Source organism: Moorella glycerini, assembly GCF_009735625.1.
GTDB classification, from domain to species: domain Bacteria; phylum Bacillota; class DSM-521; order Neomoorellales; family Neomoorellaceae; genus Neomoorella; species Neomoorella glycerini.
Genome location: NZ_CP046244.1, coordinates 916,912 through 938,276, shown reverse-complemented (window position 1 = coordinate 938,276; position 21,365 = coordinate 916,912). Strand labels below are relative to the sequence as shown.

The following is a 21,365-nucleotide window of genomic DNA, read 5'->3' as shown; positions in this document are numbered from 1 at the left end:
AATCTATCCTCTAAAGCAGCGGCTTATCACCAGCCGCTTTTATTTTACTCCTGGCGGCTGAAGGACCAGGAGCCCAGGATACCCAGGGCCAGGGCCATGAGGGTAATTACTGCCAGGTCAAAACCGAGGCTGTAGTTGACCAGGAACTCCAGCACCCGGGGGTCGGTGCCGGTATATATCAAGCGCCTTAAGGCATCGACACCGTAGGTCAGGGGGTCGATTTTCATTAAAAAATTCATCCATCCTGGCAGGTTGGTCATGGGGAACATGGCGCCGCTCAGGAAAAAGAGGGGCATGACCAGGAAGTTCATGAACATCTGGAATCCTTCCATAGTTGTCATGCGGCTGGCAATGGCGATGCCCAGGAAGGTCAGGCCCAGGGAAATGAGGAACAGGATGCCCAGGAGCTGGAGGATTGTAACTGGAGTCAGGGAGACTTTAATCAAAGGTGCCAGGAGGAGCATGATGGTGGCCTGGATGAGGGCCACGGTACTGCCCCCCAGGGCTTTACCCAGGGCGGTAGCCCAGCGGGGTACGGGGGCTACCAGGACCTCTTTTAAAAAGCCGAACTCCCGGTCCCAGATGATGGAGACGCCGGAAAAAATGGAGGTAAAGAGGACGGACATCCCCAGGATGCCGGGATACATGAACTGGACGTAGTTTATGGGTATACCGGCCGGGACGCCCCGGAAGCCCATAGCCGCCGATATCCCCTGGCCGACAATGAGCAGGTAAAGGAGTGGCTGCCCGATCATACCAATGATGCGGCTGCGCTCGCGGATGAAGCGGATAAATTCCCGGTACCAGATGGTATAGAGGGCTCGCAGGGCAGGTTGCATGGGACTTTCCTCCTTAGTGCCGCTGGCGGCCGTGGCGGCGGTTCAGGCGCATGAGCTCGGCGGAAGAGACTTTATCTTCCCGGATGGCCCGGCCGGTGAGGCTTAAGAAAACGTCATCCAGGGTGGGGCGCCGCAAGGATATGCTGTTAATCTGCCCCCCAAAATCGGCGGCCACCCGGGGGATAAAGGCAGCCCCGTCATCTACCTGCAGGCGCAGGCCTTCTTCGTCTTTAATGACTTTCACGCCGTAGCGGGCGGCTATCTCCTGCTGCAGGCGGGAGTCGTCGATGGTCATCATGGTGACTACATCGCCTCCCAGCCGGCGTTTCAGGTTGTCCGGCGTATCCAGGGCCTGGATGCGGCCGTGGTCAATGATGGCGATGCGGTCGCAGTTTTCCGCTTCGTCCATGTAGTGGGTGGTCATAAAGATGGTGATGTTTTTCTCCCGGCGCAGGCGGTGGATGTGCTGCCAGATGGCGCTGCGGGTCTGGGGGTCCAGGCCGACTGTCGGTTCATCCAGGAAGAGGACTCTGGGGTGGTGGAGGAAGCCGCGGGCGATTTCCAGCCGCCGCCGCATGCCGCCGGAAAAGGTGCGGACGATATCCCGGCGGCGCCCGGCCAGATCCACCATGGCCAGGACTTCGTCCATGCGCTCTTTGATGGTAGCCCGGGAGAGGCCGTAGAGGAGGCCGTGGAAGCGCAAGTTTTCTTCGGCCGTCAGGCGGTCGTCCAGGGAGTTGTCCTGGAAGACCAGGCCGATGGCGCGGCGCACGGCATCCGGCTGGCGGGCCACATCAAAGCCGGCCAGGGTGACCCGCCCGCTGGTGGGTTTGAGCAGGGTACAGAGCATTTTGATGGTGGTCGATTTACCGGCGCCGTTGGGCCCCAGGAAGCCGAAGATCTCCCCCTCTTCGACGTTAAAACTTACCCCGGCGACGGCCATCAGGTCGTTAAAACGCTTGACCAGGTCCTGGACAACGATTACGGCCACTTGGTTTCTTCCCTTCGTATTCGCAGTGATTTCACTTCTTAGATGGTTTATTTTCGCTGTTACTTGAGAATTAATTTTAACAATTTAAGAAACCAGGATCAAGGTTAATTATTTTACCCCGGGCAGGAAATAGTTCCCTGGTTTAACGAATTAAGCAGGGGCATATTTTTTACGGGGGGAGGCGGGGTTTATGGCGCGGGTGGTATTTGTTCCCCGGCGGCGCAGCCTGAAGTTTATGGCAGCCGTACTGGTAGTTATGGCTGTATTTTTGGCCTGGAGTCGCTACCAGGGCCTGAAAGAGGAGCAGGCCATCCAGGCCTTTTCCTGGGCGGTGGCCAACCAGGTGGTGGTGGTCGACCCCGGCCACGGCGGGATTGATTCCGGAGCCAAAGGCCCTGGAGGAACTCCGGAAGACCGGGTAAATCTTGCCATCAGCCAGCGCCTGGCAGAATTTTTGCGCCAGGGCGGTGCCAGGGTTTTCCTCACCCGCCAGGATGAAAACGTCCATGGAGGGGAATCCGGCGATGACCTGGTGGAACGGGTTAAGCTTGCCCAGGAGGTCAAGGCCGACCTCTTTATCTCCGTCCACTGCAACGCCTTTGACGGCCGGGAAAGGGGCGCCCAGCTATTTTACGACCCCAAATCGCCGGAGGGGAAAATGCTGGCCGAGGCCATCCAGGCGGAAATCAGGCGCCGCCTGGCCAATACCGACCGGGTGCCTTTAAGTATTGATGCCTTTGTCCTCCGCACCCAGAAAATCCCGGCAGTAATTGTAGAAGCCGGCTTTATCTCCAACCCCCAGGAAGAAAAGCTCCTGGCCGATCCCCATTACCAGCGCCGGATGGCCTTTGCTATCTACGCCGGCATTGTTAATTACCTGGCGGGAAAAGGCCCCGGGGCTGGGGATTCCGGCCAGGCAAAAAAAGCCCCCTGATGCAGATATAAAAATCCCCGGGTTAGGAGCTTAACCCGGGGATTAATTTCTTTACCTGGGCTCCGGTTTGGGTTTGGCTGCCGCTGCTGCCTCTGAAACAGCTTCCCGGGTGTAAACCTGCCACAGGAAGGCCAGCAGGGCCAGGGCGGCTGCGACCAGGCCTACGGGGTAGGAAATGCTGGTGGCCAGGTGCAGGCCTTCCGGCGCCTGGAGGATATAGGTGATGCTGACGGCCGTCATGAAAGCAGCCGGAAGGGTGGCTACCCAGTGGAAGCTGCGCTGCCGGGCCAGGTAGACGGCGGCGGCCCAGAGGGCAATCATGGCCAGGGTCTGGTTGGACCAGGCGAAGTAGCGCCAGACAATGGTAAAGTCAATCTGGCTTAAAATAAAACCTACGGCAAAAATGGGGATAGCAATTTTATAGCGGTTGAGTATGGGACCTTGTTTTAACCCGATGAACTCGGCAATGGTTAGCCTGGCCGCCCGGAAGGCGGTATCACCGGAGGTGACGGGCAGGACGATAACCCCCAGGACGGCCAGGACGCCGCCAATGGTACCCAGGAGGGTAAAGGAGGCCTGGTTGACGACACCAGCAGGACCGCCCAGGCTCTTCAAACCGTTAGCCAGGCCGCTGGTCCCGCCAAAGAAAGCCATGGCAGCAGCAGCCCAGATGAGGGCGATAATCGACTCGGCAATCATGGCCCCGTAAAAGACCCGGCGGCCGTAGCGTTCATTTTCCAGGCAGCGGGCGATTAGCGGCGACTGGGTGGCGTGGAAGCCGCTGATGGCACCGCAGGCGATGGTGATAAAGAGGAGGGGCCACAGGGGCGCTCCCTGCGGGTGCAGGTTGGCCAGGGTTAGTTCGGGAATACGGTACCCTTCAAACATGATCCCGCCCACAACACCTACAGCCATAATAATCAATATGGCTCCGAAAAGGGGATAGATCCTGCCGATAATTTTATCGATGGGCAAAACTGTTGCCAGGAAGTAATAAACCAAAATAACGCCCAGCCAGAAGGAATAATTTAAACTTTCAGGGGTAAGCCTGGCCAGGAGCTGGGCCGGGCCGGTCATAAAGACGGTCCCTACCAGGATCAGGACGATGACGGTGAAAATGTTGACGAACTGCTTCATTTTGGGGCCCAGGTAATTGCCGACAATGGCCGGCAGGTTGGCACCGTCGTGGCGCACGGAGAGCATACCGACGAGGTAATCATGGACGGCGCCGGCAAAGATACCGCCCAGGACGATCCAGATAAAGGCCACCGGTCCCCAAAGGGCCCCCTGGATGGCGCCGAAAATGGGCCCCAGGCCGGCAATGTTTAAGAGCTGGATCAGGAAATCCCGTTTCCAGTCCATGGGCACATAGTCAACGCCGTCGTTGAGCCTTATTGCCGGGGTGGGGCGCTGTTCCTGGGGGGCAAAGACCCTCTCGACAAAAGTGCCGTAAAGGAAGTAACCCACCAGGAGGATGGCAATGGATACCCAGAAAGTTAGCATGATTGCTGTAACCTCCCCTGCCTGATTATTTATTTAAAATTTTAAGGCCAGAGGGAGGTAGCAGCCATTAATATTGCCCCAACGACGCTATTGATGCCTGAACGGCGCCGGAAGAACTTAAAAACCCAGGACAGTACGCACGTCCTTGAGATAGGTGCGGCCGACGGGTATCTCGGTCTTTTCCTGGTCCTTAAGCAGCAGGTGGTAGGTGCCGTGGAAATAGGGAACTACTTCCCGCACCAGGTCAAGGTTAACAATAAAGCTACGATGGACCCTTAAGAAACCCCTGTCCAGCTTGTCTTCCAGTTCCTGTAGGGTACCGGGAAATCGCAAAGTACCCTGGTTAGTTTTCAGGAGCACCTGATGGCCCCGGGCTTCGGCATAGATAATTTCCGCGGGATCGATGACCAGCAGCCGGTCTTCCTTCCAGGCTGCCACCTTGGTAGTCTTGCGGGTGGCGGCCAGCTGGCGCAGGAGGCTGGCCAGGGGTGGGGTTTCATGTTGCTGGAGCAACTGGCGCACCCGGGCCAGGGTGGTGGCTACCCTTTCGGCTGTGAAGGGTTTTAACAGGTAATCGACGGCATTGAGTTCAAAAGCCTGGATGGCATAGGCGTCATAGGCAGTGGCAAAGATGATTAAGGGGGGACGGGGCTGCTTTAAAAGCAGCCGCGCCACCTCTACCCCGTCCAGGTCCCAGAGTTCGATATCCAGGAAAACAACCTCCGGCTGCAGGGAAGAGGCCAGTTCCAGGGCCTCGCTGCCCCCGGTAGCCTCCCCGCAGACCGTAAAGTTAGCATCCCGTTCAATATAATAACGTAGTTCCTGGCGGGCCGGTTCTTCGTCGTCGACGATGAGGGCCTTGATCAACTGGCAACCCCTTCCTTGAAAGCTGCCTGGCCCTGGCGGGGCAGGGATAATTCTACTCGTGTACCGCCTCCGGGATTCAGGCTCAAGCGCAGGCCATATTCCGGGCCGTAGAGCAGGCGCAGGCGCTCGTGGACGTTAAACAGGCCGACATTATTACTATTGGCCTGGGTGCCCGCTAATAAACCGGTTACCTTGTTTAAGTCTATGCCTACACCGTTGTCACTAACTGTTATCCGGGCCTCGCCGTTTACCTCCCGGGCGGTGATGGTTACCTGTCCTCCTTCCCGGCGGGGTAAAAGGCCGTGCTTGACGGCGTTTTCCACCAGGGGCTGGAGGGTCAGGGCCGGCAACAGGTAATGGGTCACGCCGGGCTCGACATCAATTATTACCTCCAGGCGGGAACCGAAGCGGGCCTTCTCAATGGCCAGGTAAGAACGTACATGCTCAATTTCCGTAGCCAGGGTGACCGGCCGCTCCGGGTGTTGCAGGTTGCGGCGGAAAAAGTCCCCCAGGTAGCCCAGGAGCTGCCGTGCCTTTTCCGGGTCCAGGCGGCAGACGGACATGATGGTGTTCAGGGCATTAAACAAAAAGTGGGGGTTGATCTGGGACTGCAGGGCCCGGATTTCGGCTTTGGCAACCAGTTGTTCCTGCCGGTCAATTTCCGCCAGTTCCAGCTGGGTGGAGAAGAGGTGGCCCAGGCCGGCGGCCAGCTCCAGGTCCAGGGGGCCAACGGCATTGGCGCGGGTATGGTAGAGCTTTAAGGTGCCGATTTCCTTGCCCCGCGACTCCAGGGGTACAACTACAGCTGCCTTTAAGGGGCAACCCTGGTGGTGGCAGCCGATTTCTGCTCCCGTCTGGGCTACCTGGATTTTGCCGGTCACCAGGGCCTGGCGGGTGGCGTTGGTCAGGACCTTCTGGCCCTGGCGGTGGTGGTCGCTCCCGGCACCGACGTGGGCCAGGATCTCATCGCCGCTGGTAATAGCTACAGCCTCCAGGCCAGTAATCTCCATAATAATAGCGGCTGCCTGGCGGGCGGAATCTGCACTCAGACCCTGGCGTAAGTAGGGCAGGGTCTTGTTGGCAATCTTTAAAGCCTTCTGGGCCTGGACGGCGCCGGCCAGCTCCTGCTCCCGGAGCACACCCTGGATAATGATTACCGCCAGGGCAATACCGCTGGCGTTAACCAGCATCATGGGCCAGGCAATGACTTTGACCAGGCTCCAGGCGGCGGCAAAAGGCCGCGCCAGGGCCAGGATAATCAGCATCTGCAGGGCTTCAGCAGTAAAACCGGCAGCAAAGGCCACCGGCCAGGGCAAAGGGCGCTGGCGGTAGGCCCGGGCCACCATACCTCCAAGCAGGCCTTCGACAGTGGTGGAAATGCCACAGGCCAGGGAGGTAAAGCCCCCCATAAAAAACCGGTGGCCGCCGGCAATAAGCCCGGCGAGGAAACCAACCAGGGGACCACCAAACAGCCCGCCGACCATGGGGGCAATGACCCGGGAGTTGGCCAGGGCATCCTGGATGGGGATGCCGGCATAGCTGCCGAAGATCCCCAGCAGGCCAAAGACCAGGATTAACAGGAATTTCTGGCGGGAACTGGCCTGCTCCTGGAGCAGTTTCCGGAATGTCCGGGAACGGGCCAGGATAAAGGCCAGGGTTATAACTACACTCATCCGTTCAACCAGGGATATGAAAAGAGGCATTTCCTGTCACCTCCGGGAAGGTAAATTGATTTAAACCTGCCACCAGGTTGCCGGAAACAGCAGCGTGCGCTTAGCCAGTTTATTCCCTTTTATTGTAACGTAATTACCGCCACCGGCACAATAGCAAATGGCGCCAGTCCCTCACCCCTGTCAAAATGCTGGTAGATGTGGTAAAGTAAACCTGAAGGGAAGACCCGGGCTGGAAGCAGTTACATGAAAGGATGGGCGCCGGGCCATATTAAAAGGGGTGATTGTATGGGACGGTTACTGGATGTGGCCTTTATGCCCCACCCGCCGGTTATGGTTCCGGAGGTTGGGCGCGGCGAGGAGGCCAGAATTACTACCACAGTTACGGCGGTGAAAGGACTGGCAGCAAAACTTGCCGCCCGCCGCCCGGAGGTGGTCGTCATTATTTCCCCTCACGGGCCGGTTTTTCGCGAAGCCGTGGGACTCTGGGCCACCGGGGAGCTAAAGGGTGATCTGGCGGCCTTTAGGGCCGGGGAAGTCAAATTTACTTACCGCCTGGACCTGGAGCTCAGCCGGGCCATAGCTGATATAGCCCGGGAAGCAGGGTTGCCGGTGGCCTGGCTCGACGCTGCCGCCTGCCGGCGTTACGGCTTAACCCCGGAACTGGACCACGGCATGATGGTGCCCCTCTATTTTTTGCGCCAGGCAGGCATCGATACCCCCCTGGTAGCCATGGGCATGGCCTTCCTGCAGCGGCAGCAGCTTTATGCCTTTGGCGCCGCCCTGGCCCGGGCCGTTGCGGCCAGCCCGCACCGGGTCCTGCTGGTGGCCAGCGGTGACCTGTCCCACCGGCTGCTGCCCGGGGCGCCGGCAGGGTATGATCCCCGGGGAAAGGATTTTGATGCAAGGGTGAAGGAGCTCCTTGCGGCCCTGGACGTGGAGGGCATCCTGGCCATACCGGAAGATCTGGCCGCAAGAGCCGGCGAGTGCGGCCTGCGTTCCTTTATCATGGGCCTGGGGGCCCTGGACGGCTATGAGGTACGGGGGGAAGTTTTGTCCTATGAAGGCCCCTTCGGCGTCGGTTACCTGGTGGCCCACCTGGAGCCTGCAGGGGAAGCTCCAGAACGGAGCCTGCTGGCGAAAGAAAAGAAGCCGGTAGCGGAGTCGCTGCCGGTGCGCCTGGCCCGCCAGAGCCTGGAGTATTACCTGCGAACCGGCAAGGTGTTGCCTGTTCCCGAACCCCTGCCCCCGGAACTGGCCGGCCGGGCCGGTGCCTTTGTGTCGATAAAGAAGCACGGCAGCTTAAGGGGATGTATCGGTACCATCGGCCCTACCAGGACCAACCTGGCCGAGGAGATTATTTACAACGCCCTGGCTGCCGGCCTGGAAGACCCCCGTTTTCCCCCGGTCACAGTAGAAGAACTACCCGAGCTCCAGTATTCGGTAGACGTCTTGAGCGAACCCGAACCGGCCACCCTGGCGGACCTGGACCCCAAAGTTTACGGCGTCATCGTCAGCCGCGGCCGGCGGCGGGGACTGCTCCTCCCGGACCTGGAGGGTATTGATACCGTCGAAGAGCAGGTGGCTATTGCCCGCCAGAAGGGCGGCATCGGCCCCAATGAACCCTACCAGCTGGAAAGATTTAAGGTTACACGCTACCATTAACGGAGGCAGGAGGCAGGAAGCCGGTGGCTGGCGTTACGGAAGCCTTATATTATGTAAAGTTACCCGGGGAGAAGGTGGAATGCCGCCTCTGCCCCCATACCTGCGTTATCGCCTCCGGTGGCCGGGGCATCTGCCGGGTGCGGGAAAACCGGGAGGGGCGCCTTTATACCCGCAACTACGGCCGCTGTTCCTCCCTGGCCCTGGATCCCATTGAAAAAAAGCCCCTCTACCATTTTTATCCCGGCAGCCTCATCCTTTCCGCCGGGACGGTGGGTTGCAATTTTCGCTGCGAGTTCTGCCAGAACTGGGAGATAGCCCAGGAAGAGCCGGAGACGGCAGCTATTACCCCGGAGAACCTGGTCCGGAAGGCCCGGGAAGTCGCTAGCCTGGGGATAGCCTATACCTATTCCGAACCCCTGGTGTGGTTTGAGTTTGTCCTGGCTACAGCCCGGCTGGCCCGGGAAGCGGGGCTGAAGAATGTTATGGTAACCAACGGCTTTATCCGGCCGGAGCCCCTGGCCGAGCTCCTGCCCTGGATTGATGCCTGGAATATTGATGTCAAGGGTTTCAGCCTGGAATTTTACCGCAAAGTCGTCCACGGCGACTACCGGCCCGTCCTCGAGACGGCGGCGGCGATAGTTGCGGCCGGTAGCCACGTGGAGATAACCACACTGCTGGTGACCGGCTTGAACGACGACCCGGAGGAGCTGGCGGAGCTGGTAAAATGGGTGGCCGATAATTTAGGAATAGATACGCCCCTGCACTTTTCCCGCTACTTTCCCCAGTACCGCCTGCAGGCGCCGCCGACGCCCCTGGCGACCATGCGCCGCACCTGGGAAATGGCCCGGCAGCACTTGCATTATGTTTACCTGGGCAATGTGGCCGACCCGGAGGCCAGCAACACCTATTGCCCGGCCTGTGGCGAACTGGTCATCCGCCGCAGGGGCTATCATGTTTCCCTGCCGGGCCTGGCAGGGCGCGCCTGCCGCGCCTGCGGAAGTGAGCTGGCCATTGTAAGGGATTGACGACCAGGGAGCGAGCGAAAACAAAGCCAGCCTGCGAAAGTGCCATTTATGAAGGAGTTGTTAACATGCCTGATCTAGCTTCAGCCTGCCGCCTGGCCCTTGCGGAGTGCCTGGCCGTCAGGGCCGGAGATACAGTCCTCGTTGTTACCGATACTGTTCTCCAGACCATTGGTGATGCCTTCTTCCAGGCCGCCCGGGAGTTGAAAGCCGAAGCGGCCATCATCACCATGCTGCCGCGGGATAACCACGGCCAGGAACCGCCGGCCATGGTAGCGGCGGCCATGCGGCAAAGCCAGGTCGCCGTCCTGGCTACCTCCAGGTCCCTGTCCCATACCCGCGCCCGCCGGGAGGCTAACGCAGCCGGCGCCCGCATCGCCTCCTTACCCGGCGCTACAGCTGATATGCTGGAACGCACCCTGGCCGTCGATTATACGGCCCTGACCGCAGATTGTGAGCATTATGCGGCCATTCTGACCCGTGGCCGGGAGGTCCACCTGACGACGCCGGCAGGGACAGATCTAACCTTTAGTATTGCCGGCCGCCAGGGTCACCCCGATTCCGGCCTCTACCGCCAGCCGGGCAGCTTTGGTAACCTGCCGGCGGGGGAGGCTTATATTGCCCCGGTGGAAGGTACGGCGGCGGGGCTGCTGGTTATTGACGGGGCCCTGGCCGGGATCGGCGTTTTAGAGAAGCCCCTGCGGCTTAAAGTTGAAGCAGGGCAGGCCGTTGCGGTCAGCGGCGGCCGGGAAGCTCGCCTGTTAGAAGATATTTTCACCCGCTATGGCCCGGCCAGCCGCAACATCGCCGAGCTGGGCATAGGGTTAAATCCCCTGGCCAGGCTGACCGGCAACGTCCTGGAGGATGAGAAGGTCCGGGGTACCGTGCATATTGCCCTGGGCGACAACAGTACCTTTGGCGGCCAGGTAGAAGCCCCCAGCCACCTGGACGGTATACTCCTCATGCCCCGGCTCAGGGTTGACGGGCAGCAGATTCTTTAGTTCCGGGATAACGGTAATGAGGGGGAGTGGCGAAGCTGCGGGGCAGCCCGGCTGGCTGGAAGTTTACTTCTCCGGTAAGGGTGGCCATTTCCCGGTGCCGGTAAGGGCAAAGGACAGGCTGGCCCTGTTCCAGGATCCCGGCCAGCTCACAGTCACCATGGTTTAAATAGGAGCAATGCCGGTTGCAGGTAGCCAGGGTCATGGGAGTACCTCCTTATGGCGGTTTTCAGTTCGCTGGTGGTGGTAACCCCAGGTTGCGGCTCGTCGCCATGAATGACTTCTCTGATGTATTATTTCCCCCCTTGGTAAATCTAATCTATCAACTCAAGGAGTCTGTATGCTTGCCGTCAAAGAAAGAATTGCCCGGGCCATTGCATCCTTAAAAGAACAAATTATTAATGTAGCCGAAGCTATTTATGATCACCCGGAACCGGGCAACCAGGAGTATTTTGCCGTAGAGCTACTGACAGGCATCCTGGCGGAGCGGGGTTTTAAGATTACCAGGCCCCTGTGCCAGCTGTCGACAGCCTTCAGGGCCGAGCTGGCTGGCGGTCCTGGCCCGCGGGTGGCCCTGCTGGCCGAATACGATGCCCTGCCGGGGCTGGGGCATGCCTGCGGCCACAACCTGATAGCTGCTGCCAGCCTGGGGGCGGCCTTAGGGTTAGCAACCATAATTAAGGAACTCCGGGGGACCATTGTCGTTTTAGGTACGCCGGCCGAAGAAACCCGGGGTGCCAAGGTGGTGCTGGCTCGCCAGGGCGCCCTGGACGACCTGGATGCGGCCATGATGTTTCACCCCGGGGATACCAATACCGTGGAAGTGAGCTCCCTGGCCCTGGAGGCCCTGGAATTCGTTTTTGAGGGCCGGGCGGCCCATGCTGCCTCCAGCCCGGAGGAAGGTATTAATGCCCTGGAAGCGGTCATCCAGTTATTCAATCATATCAACAGCCTGCGCCCCTACCTTAAAGACGGCGCCAGTGTCCAGGGCATTATTACCGAGGGGGGGACTTCACCCAACATCATTCCCGAACGCGCCGTGGCCCGTTTTTACCTCCGGGCCCGTACCCGAGGGGCATTAAATAAGGTTGTCGAGCGGGTGGAAAATTGCGCCGCGGCGGCAGCCCTGGCCACCGGCAGCCGTTACCGGTACCACAACTACGAACCTTCCTATGAACCCATGCTGACCAATCGCGCCCTGGCCGCAGCCTGGCGCGAAAACGTGAAAGAACTGGGGGTGATCGATTCTGGCTCCCCCAGCCATAGCCGTGGCTCCCTGGACATGGGGAACGTCAGCCAGGTGGTGCCGGCCATCCACCCCTACCTTTCCCTGAATGCCGGCAAACTGGTGCCCCATAGCCGCCAGTTTGCCCAGGTAGTCCGGGGTGAGGCCGGGCGGCGGGTTGTCATCCTGGCTGCCACGGCTCTGGCCTGGACGGCGGCGGATGTCATGCTTGACAAGGATTTGTTGCAGCGAATTAAAGAGGAATTTACCAGCACTATTCATACCCGCCATCCTGGTGCATAAAGATTTAAAAGGATGGGGGTGGGGACATGGGTAGTCGCTGGCGCTGGTTGCGGGCCTTAATTATCCTGGCTGCGGCAGCCTTTGTCTTCTGGCAGCGGACGGCAAGCGGGCAGGTCAATGTTTATGAAGCCCGGGCCCTGGCCGTTATGGGCCAGAACAGCAAGGAAGGCAGGGAAATATTAAAGGAACTGGCCGAAGGCCGTAAGCCAGGGGTCTATCACCTGCAGGCTGAAGGGGATATTGCCCCGGCGGCAGGGACGGAAAAGATTATCGGTGTTACTGTATCCAAAGACCGGGGCCTGCTGGGTATCTTCAGCACCCCGGGGAGCCAGCCGGTAATGCTGGCCTGCATAAATACCCTGCCCTTGCAGGAAGTAAAGGTGGTCCAGCTGGAGGCCGGGCGCAATGCCATTTTAATCCGGGAACTCCTGGACGAGCGCTTCGGTGCCTATTTTTTGAGCAGCTTTTATGCCCTTTATACCTGGCAGGGGGAAGGTTTGCAGGAAATCTGGCGTAAAGTTGCCGGCAATGAAGAACGCTGGCATAAAAAATGGCTGGACCAGGGCGAAGGCTGGCAGGGGGTCAGTGAACAGGTGACGACGGACTTTACCCGGGAAGAGGGGCGGCTGGCTATTAAAACCATTAGCAGCCAGACCCTCTGGTCGGCCCCGGCAGCAACCGGTCCCCGGACGAAAATCCAGAGCCGGACGGTAACCCACACCTATCGCTGGGAACCGGCCTGGGGGGCCATGGTCATGGCCGTAGGCAGGGTAAATAAAGCTACCAGCCTTAAAGAGCGCCAGGGGAATAAGTATGCTGACCGGCTTAATCTGGCGGTCGGGGAGGAGGTAGCTGTCCTGGAGGATGAGGACCTGCTGTCCTGGTTAAAACCGGGGGAACCTTCTTACTGGCGGGTAAAGACCAAAAGCGGCCGGGTGGGTTATGTTTTGAAAGGTCATCTGGACCTGCTGGCAGGCAAGGCTTAGAAGGTTGCCGATCCTTCACTTGCCGCTGCTTATTTTTAAGGCTGTTTGCGGTTCCCGCACTTCCCGCCACACCCATATGAAATTGAGGAACAGGAGGATACTGGCGGCGTAAAAAACCGATCGCAGGCCAAAGAGGGCGGCCCAGAAGCCACCGGCCAGGGGGCCGGAGAAGTTGCCCAGGAAGAAAGCGCTCTGGGTAAGGCCATAGACCCGGCCCCGTTTTTCAGGCGGGGTAAACAGGCCGATGAGGGAATTGGCCATGGGCAACAGGCCCCCCAGGAAAAGGCCCTGGAAGAAACGCAGGCTGATGAGGGGGAAAACCTGGCCGACAAGGGCCTGGGGGAAGTAAAACAAAGCCGAACCGGCCAGGCAAGCCAGGAGGCAGCGTTTGTAGCCCCAGTAAGGGGCCTGGCGACCGAGGATGGTGACGGCTATTACCTGGGCTAGCCCCGTCACCGCCACCACCAGGCCTACCAGGGTATTAAAATTGGAGCTCCCGGCAGACAGTTCTTGCACATAGAGGGGCATCAGGGGCTCAACCCCCCGCGTGGCAAACTGGGACAGGAAGATAACGACAAACAGGCTATAAATAGTTAGCGGCCAGGAGAGCAGCCCGATCAAGCTGCTCTTTTCTGTGGTTTTGGCTGCTGCCCGCACAGGTGGGTGAAAGTCTTCATGGACCAGGGTGGCCGCCAGGATGGTACCGGTTAAGGCCAGCAACCCGGCCAGCATGAAGACGACCCGGAAGGGAAAAATATCAGCCAGGACGCCGCCAATTAAAGGTCCCAGCACCAGGCCCAGGACCTGCCCGGTTTGCAGCCAGCCCAGGGCAAACCCGAGGCGGTTTTCCGGGGTGGTACTGGCGGCCAGGGTCAGGGCAGCAGAGGAAAAGCCGCTGAAGACACCCATCAGGATGCGGCAGATTAACAGTTGATAGGCGCTGGTAACGAAGGCAGGTAATACAGTAAAGATGGCAATGCTGGCTGCCGAACGGACCAGCATGGGCTTGCGCCCGTAACGGTCGGCCAGAGCACCCCAGAAAGGTGACATCAAGCCGGAAAAAAGGGCGTTGACGCCAAGAAGGATGCCGGACCAGGCTTTAAGGGAGCGGGGATCGGTAACCCCCAGCTCGGCAATAAAGAAGGGTAAAAAGGGAGTAACAATCTGGAAGGTACTTGTCGCCAGCAGTTGAATGATGACCAGGAGATAAAGGTTGCGCTGCCATTCAGACATAAATTCCTTTCCCCTCCAGGTTGCACCTTTTCACCGGCACCGGTATGACAGAATTTATCGGCGTTTAAAGTCCACCATTTATCTTATGCCTCCTGGCAACTCTTGTCAATGCAATGTAAAGATAAAGTAAAATTTTACCCATGCTATTGCATTAATATGCATTTCTATTGTATAATTATAACACCAGAGCAAGGAGGTTCCCACTATTGATCAAAGCGGGCATTATCGGCGCCACCGGGTATACCGGTGCCGAACTGGTGCGCATCTTAAGCCGGCACCCGCAAGTAGAGGTGGTGGCCCTTACCTCGCGGAGTTATGCCGGTGAGGATATGGCGGCCGTTTACCCGGCCCTTACTGGTTATACAAACCTTCCCTGTGAAGATCTAACCCCGGAAGAGGTCCTGGAACGGACGGAAGTAGTCTTCATCGCCCTGCCCCACGGCCACGCCGTGCCGGTGGCCGCCCGGGCCCTGGAGAAAGGCGTCAGGGTCATCGACCTGGGAGCCGACCTGCGCTTCCGGGAGGCCAAAACTTACGAGGAATGGTATAAAGTCCCCCACGCTAACCCTGAACTGGCAGCGCACGCCGTTTACGGCCTGCCTGAGATTTATCGGGAAGCCGTCCGCCGGGCGCGAGTGGTCGCCAACCCCGGCTGCTACCCCACCAGCGTCATCCTGGGCCTGGCACCCCTGCTCAAGGCCGGTTATATCGACCCGGCAACCATTATTATCGATGCCAAATCAGGCGTGTCCGGGGCCGGCCGGGAGGCCAAAGTTACCAGCCTGTTTGTGGAGTGCAATGAAAATATTAACCCCTACGGCGTGGCCGGCCACCGCCACACCCCGGAGATCGAGCAGGAACTGAGCGCCCTCGCCGGGATGGAGGTTAAGGTATCCTTTACCCCTCACCTGCTGCCCATCAGCAGGGGAATTTTAAGCACCATGTATGCCACCCTGGCCCGCACGGCAACGGAAGCAGAACTCCGGCAGGTTTACCAGGATTTTTACGCCGGGGAACCCTTTGTCCATCTCCTGCCGCCCGGCAGGTGGCCCCATACCCGCTGGGTCTACGGCAGCAACAATTGCTATATCAACCTGGCGGTGGACGGCCGCACCGGCCGGGTGGTAGTCGCCAGCGCCATTGACAACCTGACCAAAGGCGCTGCCGGCCAGGCGGTGCAAAACTTCAACCTCATGTGCGGTTTCCCGGAAACCATGGCCCTGGCCACACCGGGACTATGTCCTTAAATACGGAGGAAGGAAGAAATGACTGAAGACATCCAGCCGGTTACCGGCGGCGTTACCGCCCCCCGGGGTTTTGTGGCCGCCGGCGTCCATGCCGGCTTAAAAAAGGAAAAGAAGGACCTGGCCCTGATTGTCAGCGAAGTACCGGCGGCGGCAGCAGCCGTCTATACCAGGAATCGCGTCAAGGCAGCACCCCTGATAGTTACTAAAGAGCATCTCAAAACTGGCATAGCCCGGGCCATTGTCTGCAACAGCGGCAATGCCAACGCCTGCACCGGGGAGCGAGGTTACCGGGACGCCCGGGAAATGGCAGTTATTACGGCTGAAGCCACCGGCTGCGAACCCTGGCAGGTGGTGGTGGCTTCCACCGGCGTTATCGGTGTGCCCCTACCCATGGAGAAGATCAGCGCCGGCATCCGGGCAGCGGCAGAAAAGCTGGCACTAGATGGCGGCAGCGATGCGGCGGCGGCCATTATGACTACCGACACCAGGAAGAAGGAAATTGCCGTCCAGCTGCCCCTGGGGGGGGCGACGGTAACCATCGCCGGCATAGCCAAGGGTTCCGGCATGATCCACCCCAACATGGGAACCATGCTCTGCTTTTTAACCACCGATGTTGCCATGGAGCAGCGTGACCTGGACCAGGCCCTGCGGGCAGTGGTGGACCGCACCTTCAATATGGTAACGGTAGACGGCGACACCAGCACCAACGATATGGCCGTTATCCTGGCCAACGGCTGCGCCGGCAACGCCCCCCTGACCATTGAAGATCACGCCGCCTTCCGCGCCGGCCTGGAGTACGTCTGCCGCGAGCTTGCCCGCCTGATTGCCCGGGATGGTGAGGGAGCGACCAAACTCATCACTGTGGAAGTGCGGCGGGCGGCCAGCGAGGCGGAAGCCCGCCTGGTTGCCCGGGCCGTGGCCGGCTCGAATCTCGTGAAGAGCGCTATCTTTGGCGCCGATGCCAACTGGGGCCGCATTATCTGCGCCGCCGGTTACTCCGGGGCAGAGATCGACCCGGAGAGAGTGGACATTTACCTGGCCAGCCGGGCCGGCTGCGAGCAGATGGCCATGGACGGCGAGCCCCTGCCATTTTGTGAAGAGAAGGCGGCGGCCATCTTACGGGAAGAGGAAATCACCATTACCCTGGATTTAAAACAGGGAACGGCCGCAGCCACCGCCTGGGGTTGCGACCTGACCTATGACTATGTGAAGATCAATGCTTCCTACCGAACTTAATAGAGGTATATTCATCCCCTGCTGGTCCCGTAGAAAAGTCCCGGTAAGGGGCTCGCACATGGAGGGAACGCAAGATGCCCCTTTCACCCCTGGAAAAAACAGAAATTCTTATCGAGGCCCTGCCCTATATCCGCCAGTTCTATGGCAAAACGGTAGTGATCAAGTATGGCGGCCATGCCATGACCAACTGCGACCTGAAAAGGGCTGTGATGCAGGACGCCGTCCTCATGCACCTGGTGGGCATGCGGCCGGTGATTGTCCATGGCGGGGGGCCGGAAATTACCGGCATGCTCAAGCGCCTGGGCAAGCAGTCGCAGTTTATCCAGGGCCAGCGGGTTACCGACGCCGAAACCATGGAGATTGTGGAAATGGTCCTGGTGGGGAAGATTAATAAAGAAATTGTCACCAATATCCACCGTTACGGCGGCAAGGCCATCGGCCTCTGCGGTAAAGACGGCCATCTCATTGAAGCCAGGAAGCAGCTGACCCATATCCAGCAGGAAGATGGAGCGGAGGTTGAGCTGGACCTGGGCTTTGTCGGCCGGGTGGAAAGGATTAATCCCGGTATTATTGAAACCGTCATCACCGAAGGTTACATCCCCGTGGTGGCCCCCATCGGCGTGGGCCCGGAGGGTGAAAGCTATAATATCAACGCCGACCTGGTGGCGGGAGAACTGGCCGTAGCCCTGAAGGCTGATAAACTGGTCCTCCTGACGGATGTGGAGGGGATTTTAGCGGACCGCAATGATCCCGGCTCTTTAATTTCCGCCCTGGAGGTTGGCCGGGTGCCGGAACTCATCCGGCAGGGCGTTATTGCCGGTGGCATGATCCCCAAGGTCAACTGCTGCATCCGCGCCCTGGAGGGCGGCGTTAAGAAAACCCATATTATTGACGGGCGCATACCCCACTCTATTTTGCTGGAGATATTCACCGATACCGGGGTAGGGACCATGGTAGTACCGGGATAAGACGAAAGTCGAAGGCAGGAGGTGCCGGAAATGGATAATGCGGCTCTTATCGCTCTGGGGGAAAAATATGTGATGCGTACCTACGGGCGCTACCCCCTGGCCCTGGTGCGGGGTGAGGGAGCCCGGGTCTGGGATGCCGACGGCCGGGAGTACCTGGACTTTGTGGGTGGCCTGGCAGTTAACTCCCTGGGGCACTGCCACCCCCGGGTAGTGGCGGCCATCCGGGAGCAGGCGGGGAAGCTCATCCACTGCTCTAACCTTTACTGGATTGAGCCCCAGGTTGAGCTGGCGCAATTGCTGGTGGAAAATTCAGCCCTGGATAAAGTCTTTTTCTGCAACAGCGGCGCGGAGGCCAATGAAGCGGCCATTAAACTTGCCCGCAAGTATGCCAAGGAACACCGGGGGCCGGAAAGCTACGAGATTATTACCATGCGCCGTTCCTTCCACGGCCGTACCCTGGCTACCCTGACGGCCACCGGCCAGGAGAAATTCCACCGCGGTTTTGCTCCCCTGCCGGCAGGCTTTAAATACGTCCCCTTCAATGACCTTGCCAGCCTGCGGGCAGCGGTAGGTCCCCGGACCTGCGCCGTCATGCTGGAACCGGTCCAGGGGGAAGGTGGCGTCTACGCGGCCAATAAAGATTACCTCCAGGCGGTGCGGGCCCTCTGCGACGATGAAGGACTTTTACTTATCTTTGATGAAGTGCAGTGTGGCCTGGGCCGGACGGGCTATCTCTTCGCCTACCAGTATTATGGGGTGGAGCCCGACATTATGACCCTGGCCAAGGCCCTGGCCGGCGGGGTGCCCATCGGCGCCATGCTGGCCAAAGAAAAGGTAGCCGCTGCCTTTGGCCCCGGGGACCATGCCTCCACCTTTGGCGGTAATCCCCTGGCTACGGCCGCCGGGGTGGCCGCCTTTAAGGCCCTGCTGGAAGAGGGCCTGGTGGAAAATGCCCGGGTCCTGGGAGAATATTTCTACCAGGAGTTGGAGAGGCTGGCCCGGGAATTTCCCCAGTTAACAGAAGTAAGGGGCCGCGGCTTGCTGCTGGGAATAGAAATTGACGGCCCGGCTGATGCCGTGGTGGCTGCCTGCCGGGAGCGGGGTTTATTAATCAATTCCCTCCACGGCCACGTCCTGCGTTTCCTGCCCCCCCTGACTATTAGTAAGGACGAAATCGACCAGGCCATAGTTATTTTAAAGGACGCCTTACAGGAAGTTTTGGGGCAAGGAGCGAATTAAGGAGACAGGGTTTAATAGAAAGGAGATGCATTTAATGAACGACCTGGCAAAGGGCCTCAAAGGCCGCGACTTCATCTCCCTGAAGGATTTTACCACTGAGGAAATCTTTTACCTCCTGGACCTGGCCGCCGAGCTCAAGGCCAAACTCAAAAAGGGGGAGCCCCACCCAATACTTGCCGGCAAAACCCTGGGTATGATCTTTACCAAGCGTTCCACCCGCACCCGGGTATCCTTTGAGGTGGGCATGTACCAGCTGGGCGGCTATCCCCTTTTCCTGACCAAGGACGACCTGCAGCTGGGACGGGGAGAAACCATTGCCGATACGGCCCGGGTCCTGTCCCGTTACCTGGATGGCATTATGATCCGCACCTATTCCCACCAGGAGGTGGAGGAACTGGCGGCCCACGCTACCATTCCCGTCATCAACGGCCTGACCGATTTTCTCCATCCCACCCAGGCCCTGGCGGACATCATGACCATCCGCGAGTGGAAGGGGAAGCTTAAGGGTTTAAACCTCACCTTTATCGGTGACGGCAATAACGTCGCCCATTCCCTCATGTACGGCGGCGCCAAAGTAGGCCTCAATGTTACCATCGCCTGCCCTTCTGGCTATGAACCCCTGCCCCAGGTAGTAGAAGAAGCCCGGCGCATAGCCGCCTATAACGGCTGCCAGATAGCCGTTACCAATAATGTCCGGGAAGCAGTGGAGGGCGCCGATATCCTTTATACCGATGTCTGGGCCAGCATGGGCCAGGAAGCCGAGGCGGAAAAGCGGCGCCAGGCTTTCCAGAAATACCAGCTTAACAGCGAACTATTAAAACTGGCCAAACCTGACGCCATGGTCATGCACTGCCTGCCGGCCCACCGGGGCGAAGAGATTACCGACGAAGTGATCGACGGTCCCCAGTCGGCCGTCTTTGACGAAGCCGAAAACCGCCTCCACGCGCACAAGGCTATTATGGCAGCCCTGATGGGTTGAAGCAGGGAAGGGCCCAAGCGGGTAAGGACGGCCAGAATGCAGGCAGGCGGCCAACCCGCCTGGTTTTGTTGCGCTACAATTAAAGCGAAAGGAGTCTTTCCTGTGGCGGAAAAGGTAGTCCTCGCCTATTCCGGCGGGCTGGATACTTCCATTATTATCCCCTGGCTCAAAGAAACCTACGGCTACGAAGTTATTGCCATGGCCGTTGATCTTGGCCAGGGCGAGGAACTGGCGCCCCTGGAGGAAAAGGCCATCAAGAGCGGGGCGACCAAGATTTACATCCTCGACAAAAAACGTGAGTTTGTCGAAGAGTACATCTGGCCAACTCTAAAGGCCGGGGCCATTTATGAAGGCAAGTACCTGCTGGGTACCTCCTTTGCCCGGCCCCTCATTGCCAAATGCCTGGTAGAGGTGGCGGAGAAGGAAGGCGCCACCGCCGTGGCCCACGGCGCCACCGGCAAGGGTAATGACCAGGTGCGCTTCGAATTAGGAGTTAAAGCGTTAAACCCCAATTTAAAGGTTATCGCCCCCTGGCGCCTGTGGAGTATCCGCTCCCGGGAAGAAGCTATTGACTATGCCGCCGCCCGGGGTATCCCGGTACCGGTCACCAAGGACCGGCCCTACAGCATGGACCGCAACCTCTGGCACCTGAGCCACGAAGGCGCCGACCTGGAGAACCCCTGGAACGAACCCCAGGACGATCTCTATTTAATCATTACCCCGCCGGAACAGGCCCCGGATAAACCGGCTTATGTAACTATCGACTTTGAAAAGGGCATCCCGGTGGCCGTGGACGGTGAAAGGCTGGACGCCGTGACCATCGTAGAAAAATTGAACGACCTGGCGGCGGCCAACGGTGTCGGCATCGTCGACATGGTAGAAAACCGCCTGGTGGGCATGAAATCCCGGGGCGTCTATGAAACACCCGGCGGTACCGTTCTTTACCTGGCCCACCGGGAGCTGGAGTACCTGACCCTGGATCGCATGACCATGCACTTCAAGGAAATAGTGGCCGCCAAATACGCCGAGCTGGTCTACGACGGCAACTGGTTCTCGCCCCTGAAAAAGGCCCTGGACGCCTTTGTGGACAGCACCCAGGAAACGGTCACCGGCACCGTGCGCATGAAGCTGTATAAGGGCAACTGTACTCCGGCAGGAGTTAAATCACCCTACTCCATCTACAGCGAGGACCTGGTGACCTTCGGTGCCGGCGGTGATTACGACCACAAGGATGCCACCGGCTTTATCAACCTCTTCGGCCTGCCCCTGAAGGTCCGGGCATTGATGGAGCAGAAGGCGGGGTTAAGGCAAGAAACGGTTCAGAAGGTTACCGGATAGGCAGGGTATGTCCCGGAGCTTTTGAGGCGCGAAGCGCCGGTAACAGAACAGGCGAGGTGAGGTTACCGTTGCTGCCGCTTAAGGCACGCCTGAGCGTGCCTCTGAGAGGAAATAGACGAAAC

General features: G+C 59.1%; 19 protein-coding genes. 12 read left to right on the top strand and 7 right to left on the bottom strand.

All coding sequences use genetic code 11. From position 1 onward, the window contains the following. Nucleotides 1–44 precede the first annotated feature (44 nt). Nucleotides 45–839 (bottom strand): ABC transporter permease, encoded by a 795-nt coding sequence (locus MGLY_RS04475; RefSeq protein ID WP_156272124.1) that lies wholly within the window; start codon nucleotides 837–839, stop codon nucleotides 45–47. A 13-nt stretch (nucleotides 840–852) separates the two neighbouring features. Continuing rightward, nucleotides 853–1,830: an ATP-binding cassette domain-containing protein gene (locus tag MGLY_RS04470; RefSeq protein ID WP_156272122.1), complete on the bottom strand. Its 978-nt coding sequence runs from the start codon at nucleotides 1,828–1,830 to the stop codon at nucleotides 853–855. 190 nt (nucleotides 1,831–2,020) lie between these two features. Here MGLY_RS04470 and MGLY_RS04465 point away from each other — a divergent pair, with 190 nt between their 5' ends. Further along, the gene (locus tag MGLY_RS04465; protein WP_156272120.1) at nucleotides 2,021–2,764 is read left to right on the top strand and encodes an N-acetylmuramoyl-L-alanine amidase; all 744 of its coding nucleotides are present in this window, start codon (nucleotides 2,021–2,023) and stop codon (nucleotides 2,762–2,764) included. A 51-nt stretch (nucleotides 2,765–2,815) separates the two neighbouring features. Here the strand turns inward: MGLY_RS04465 and MGLY_RS04460 are convergent, their stop codons facing one another. From MGLY_RS04460 to MGLY_RS04450, 3 genes are all read right to left on the bottom strand, one after another. Then, nucleotides 2,816–4,267, bottom strand: a complete 1,452-nt coding sequence (locus MGLY_RS04460) for a carbon starvation CstA family protein (RefSeq protein ID WP_156272118.1) — start codon at nucleotides 4,265–4,267, stop codon at nucleotides 2,816–2,818. Between the two features lie 117 nt (nucleotides 4,268–4,384). Further along, nucleotides 4,385–5,134 (bottom strand): LytR/AlgR family response regulator transcription factor, encoded by a 750-nt coding sequence (locus tag MGLY_RS04455; RefSeq protein ID WP_156272116.1) that lies wholly within the window; start codon nucleotides 5,132–5,134, stop codon nucleotides 4,385–4,387. Next, nucleotides 5,131–6,837, bottom strand: coding sequence for a sensor histidine kinase (locus MGLY_RS04450; RefSeq protein WP_156272114.1), 1,707 nt, complete (start codon nucleotides 6,835–6,837; stop codon nucleotides 5,131–5,133). The genes MGLY_RS04455 and MGLY_RS04450 overlap by 4 nt, the downstream gene beginning before the upstream one ends. A gap of 255 nt (nucleotides 6,838–7,092) precedes the next feature. Here MGLY_RS04450 and amrA point away from each other — a divergent pair, with 255 nt between their 5' ends. From amrA to MGLY_RS04435, 3 genes are all read left to right on the top strand, one after another. Beyond that, on the top strand, nucleotides 7,093–8,469 hold the full coding sequence (gene amrA, locus MGLY_RS04445; protein WP_156272112.1) for an AmmeMemoRadiSam system protein A: 1,377 nt from the start codon (nucleotides 7,093–7,095) through the stop codon (nucleotides 8,467–8,469). Nucleotides 8,470–8,492: 23 nt separating this feature from the next. Beyond that, nucleotides 8,493–9,494 (top strand): AmmeMemoRadiSam system radical SAM enzyme, encoded by a 1,002-nt coding sequence (gene amrS, locus MGLY_RS04440; protein WP_156272110.1) that lies wholly within the window; start codon nucleotides 8,493–8,495, stop codon nucleotides 9,492–9,494. Nucleotides 9,495–9,559: 65 nt separating this feature from the next. Beyond that, entirely contained in the window at nucleotides 9,560–10,492 is a 933-nt protein-coding gene (locus MGLY_RS04435; protein ID WP_156272108.1) for an aminopeptidase, read from the top strand. Here the strand turns inward: MGLY_RS04435 and MGLY_RS04430 are convergent. Then, the gene (locus MGLY_RS04430) at nucleotides 10,464–10,694 is read right to left on the bottom strand and encodes a hypothetical protein (RefSeq protein WP_156272106.1); all 231 of its coding nucleotides are present in this window, start codon (nucleotides 10,692–10,694) and stop codon (nucleotides 10,464–10,466) included. The genes MGLY_RS04435 and MGLY_RS04430 overlap by 29 nt on opposite strands. Nucleotides 10,695–10,829: 135 nt before the next feature. Here MGLY_RS04430 and MGLY_RS04425 point away from each other — a divergent pair, with 135 nt between their 5' ends. After that, nucleotides 10,830–12,017 (top strand): M20 family metallopeptidase, encoded by a 1,188-nt coding sequence (locus MGLY_RS04425; protein WP_156272104.1) that lies wholly within the window; start codon nucleotides 10,830–10,832, stop codon nucleotides 12,015–12,017. 26 nt (nucleotides 12,018–12,043) lie between these two features. Beyond that, nucleotides 12,044–13,003, top strand: a complete 960-nt coding sequence (locus tag MGLY_RS04420; RefSeq protein ID WP_156272103.1) for an SH3 domain-containing protein — start codon at nucleotides 12,044–12,046, stop codon at nucleotides 13,001–13,003. A gap of 15 nt (nucleotides 13,004–13,018) precedes the next feature. Here the strand turns inward: MGLY_RS04420 and MGLY_RS04415 are convergent, their stop codons facing one another. After that, complete coding sequence (locus MGLY_RS04415; RefSeq protein ID WP_156272101.1) at nucleotides 13,019–14,236, bottom strand: MFS transporter; 1,218 nt, start codon at nucleotides 14,234–14,236, stop codon at nucleotides 13,019–13,021. A 206-nt stretch (nucleotides 14,237–14,442) separates the two neighbouring features. Here MGLY_RS04415 and argC point away from each other — a divergent pair, with 206 nt between their 5' ends. From argC to MGLY_RS04385, 6 genes are all read left to right on the top strand, one after another. Continuing rightward, nucleotides 14,443–15,483, top strand: a complete 1,041-nt coding sequence (gene argC, locus MGLY_RS04410) for an N-acetyl-gamma-glutamyl-phosphate reductase (protein WP_156272099.1) — start codon at nucleotides 14,443–14,445, stop codon at nucleotides 15,481–15,483. Nucleotides 15,484–15,501: 18 nt separating this feature from the next. After that, entirely contained in the window at nucleotides 15,502–16,719 is a 1,218-nt protein-coding gene (argJ, locus tag MGLY_RS04405; protein WP_156272097.1) for a bifunctional glutamate N-acetyltransferase/amino-acid acetyltransferase ArgJ, read from the top strand. A 74-nt stretch (nucleotides 16,720–16,793) separates the two neighbouring features. Continuing rightward, complete coding sequence (argB, locus tag MGLY_RS04400) at nucleotides 16,794–17,687, top strand: acetylglutamate kinase (RefSeq protein ID WP_156272095.1); 894 nt, start codon at nucleotides 16,794–16,796, stop codon at nucleotides 17,685–17,687. Between the two features lie 30 nt (nucleotides 17,688–17,717). Then, entirely contained in the window at nucleotides 17,718–18,926 is a 1,209-nt protein-coding gene (locus MGLY_RS04395) for an acetylornithine transaminase (protein ID WP_156272093.1), read from the top strand. Between the two features lie 34 nt (nucleotides 18,927–18,960). After that, entirely contained in the window at nucleotides 18,961–19,905 is a 945-nt protein-coding gene (gene argF, locus MGLY_RS04390; protein ID WP_156272091.1) for an ornithine carbamoyltransferase, read from the top strand. A gap of 36 nt (nucleotides 19,906–19,941) precedes the next feature. Beyond that, nucleotides 19,942–21,243: an argininosuccinate synthase gene (locus MGLY_RS04385; protein WP_156272089.1), complete on the top strand. Its 1,302-nt coding sequence runs from the start codon at nucleotides 19,942–19,944 to the stop codon at nucleotides 21,241–21,243. Nucleotides 21,244–21,365: the final 122 nt, after the last annotated feature.